Annotated in this window: 3 protein-coding genes; all 3 read right to left on the bottom strand. The window is 26.9% G+C overall.

What is annotated here, in order from left to right; translation table 11 throughout:
* Window positions 1-171: 171 nt before the first annotated feature.
* The 3 genes from HMPREF3177_RS02725 to HMPREF3177_RS08385 all read right to left on the bottom strand — a co-directional run bounded on the left by HMPREF3177_RS02725 (window position 172) and on the right by HMPREF3177_RS08385 (window position 1,981).
* Window positions 172-441, bottom strand: a complete 270-nt coding sequence (locus tag HMPREF3177_RS02725) for a type II toxin-antitoxin system RelE/ParE family toxin (RefSeq protein WP_070456994.1) — start codon at window positions 439-441, stop codon at window positions 172-174.
* Between the two features lie 3 nt (window positions 442-444).
* Window positions 445-762 (bottom strand): AbrB/MazE/SpoVT family DNA-binding domain-containing protein, encoded by a 318-nt coding sequence (locus HMPREF3177_RS02720; RefSeq protein ID WP_070456992.1) that lies wholly within the window; start codon window positions 760-762, stop codon window positions 445-447.
* A gap of 595 nt (window positions 763-1,357) precedes the next feature.
* A complete protein-coding gene (locus tag HMPREF3177_RS08385) occupies window positions 1,358-1,981 on the bottom strand; it encodes a DUF2599 domain-containing protein (RefSeq protein WP_168161303.1) in 624 nt (207 codons plus the stop codon).
* Window positions 1,982-2,200 lie beyond the last annotated feature (219 nt).

The raw sequence follows: 2,200 nt of genomic DNA, 5'->3' as shown, positions 1-2,200 counted from the left end.
TCAAGCTATTCGACTTCTAAATTAAATATTTCCCCTTTTACGATATCTACCATTATATCTATCATCTTCATATAACGTTAATTATTAAATTGTTTATTTAATTGATTCCCATTAATATCGATTTCTTTATTAGTTTTATAAAATATTTTTTGTTTCTAATTTTAAAAGTTATTAAGGCTTAGATAAAGTAATGTCATGACTACCTACATTACGTAATACAATATAATCAGGATTATTGTATTGAAAGGTCATACGTATTGACATAGTAGGTGAGGCTTCGAAGATTGATTTATGTCCTTTCATCTTTTTTACTCTTAAAGATCTTGGATAAGGTCGACCTTTTATCAATGCTTTAATTGCTTCATCAACTTCATCTTGAATATTTGAATCTAATTTATCGTATGCTCTTTTAAAGCGTTTTGTAATATCTAATTGGTACATAAATTAATTTTTACCTGAACGCAGGAACGAGATAGCATCGTTCACATTATTAAAAGATTTAACTTCATTATTAGAAATATTTTCTTCTGCTTCTTTTTCTCCTTTTTGCCATTCGGGAGACCAAAACCATGATTGATCTTTTGCGATGGTTATGACAGGTTGCATAATAAGTCTCCCATTTTCAATACTTACTTCTACTTGATCATCTTCATGTAAGTCTAATGCTTCTCTATGTTTTTTTGGGATTGTAATTTGTCCACGTTTTTTAACTGTTGATTTTACAGGTTTAATAGTCTTCTCCTGCTTAAAAGTTGTTTTCATATAATTCATTCTCCTTTAGTACTAAAAAATAGATACAATTCTTATTTTCAGAAAGTCATACTTACTGATTATATTTTAATATTTATTAATGAAAAGGGCAATTATTAAGTTTATATAAGTACATAAAACGACCGTTATATGAACGTTTTTACTTAGAGATTATAATTAGCCTGTTTTTAAGTGTTTTATAGTTCATTTACTCGGTATAATTATCTATGTATATATATATTATATTAAATCGTTTTATGTACTTTAAATTTGAGTGTCTTATATCTTTTTTAAGAGTAGTTTCCCTTTTTATCTATATAATTAATATGTTTTTACACTTTAATTGTGTACCGTTAATAAACATCTATTTTAGGAAGTTTTTGTTGTATAAAGGCATTGAAGAAACGCTAATGCGTTTCTTTGATTCGTTCGTTTTCACTCACTCTTATTTTTCGTGTTTCGATTGACATTTATTTACTTTGCATACTAGCATCTCTTCACTTATGTATTACAAGTCCAAGCACTCCGTGTGCTACGCAGATTTTCAATACCGTTACGAGATGCTTTGACGTATGCGTAAATAAAATATCATCTAATCTATTTTATATTAATTTGGAGCATTACAAGAATGTCTTAATACTATTGCATAATTAGTCTGTTTTCTCCACGGTTCTAAATTCCATGGAGTTTTTAGCCCTTTTGCATAGTCAGCATGACAATTTAACTGTGCTTTCATACTTGCAGTATTTTTCCATCTACTATTATTTTTATATTTGTTATAAACAGTATCCCATCTATATTTGACATAATGAGCTCGGACGATAGCATTACTTGGTTTAGCATAGGCAATATTTTTTGGATATAAGGATAAAGAAATTTTTCCCGATCTAGTTATCCATGACCCACTAGAATAATAGTTTGAAAAATTTGTAGGAGGTTTTTTAGCAGAATAAGTAGTAAATCCCTCATCCTCACCTAATGTATTGAAAGAATCGTTTTCAAATTTTTCTATTTCTTTTCTTTCGTAAACAGCATAAATAGACTTATTAATATCAAGTCTATTTTCTTCAATCAAAACAACAAAAACATCACTTTTATCAAAGTCAATGTTTTCTGCTGTTTTGTATTCTACTTGATATCCTAGTTCATCTACACTTGCCTTAGCGTTTTGTACTTCTAAAAAGATATAAGATGAAACAAGTATTGAGAAAATTAATAGTATTTTTTTCATAAGCATTCTCCATTCAATTGATTAATTAAATTGATTTATTATAATAAATTATATCATTTAAAATAAAAAGAGGGATATAAATGTTAACTTATAATGTATTCTTAATTATATACTTTTTCATAATACTTAATCTAATTGGAGTTATAACTTATTTTTATAAAAATAAAAAGAATGATAAGTCTAGGATTATTCTTATAGGCACATTAACATTAACTATAA

This window comes from Nosocomiicoccus sp. HMSC09A07, assembly GCF_001808485.1.
In the GTDB taxonomy this organism is placed as follows: domain Bacteria; phylum Bacillota; class Bacilli; order Staphylococcales; family Salinicoccaceae; genus Nosocomiicoccus; species Nosocomiicoccus ampullae_A.
This window is presented reverse-complemented; position numbering and strand designations above follow the sequence as displayed.